This is a genomic window from Methylobacterium sp. D48H, assembly GCF_053345715.1.
Window position 1 is genome coordinate 1 of the sequence record NZ_JBKFAP010000166.1, and the last position, 300, is coordinate 300.

At 75.7% G+C, this 300-nt stretch carries 1 pseudogene; it reads left to right on the top strand.

Annotated elements, in window-relative coordinates:
• Nucleotides 1-300, top strand: a pseudogene (locus tag ACLBX8_RS31970) (tRNA pseudouridine(55) synthase TruB); the annotation flags it as partial.

The window sequence follows — 300 nt, forward strand, 5'->3', positions numbered from 1 at the left end:
AGGCTCCCCCGCCGGGCGCTGGGCGCCGCGGGCCGGAGGGGCGCCGACCGCAGCGCGGGCCGCGTCCGGACCGGCCGAAGCGCCGGGGCGTCTCGGGCTGGGTGATCCTCGACAAGCATGTCGGCATGACCTCGACCCACGCGGTCGCGGTGGTGAAGCGCGCCTTCAACGCCAAGAAGGCCGGCCACGCCGGCACCCTCGACCCGCTGGCCCCCGGCATCCTGCCGATCGCCCTCGGCGAGGCGACCAAGACCGTCCCGTTCGTGATGGACGGCCGCAAGGCCTACCGGTTCACCGTCC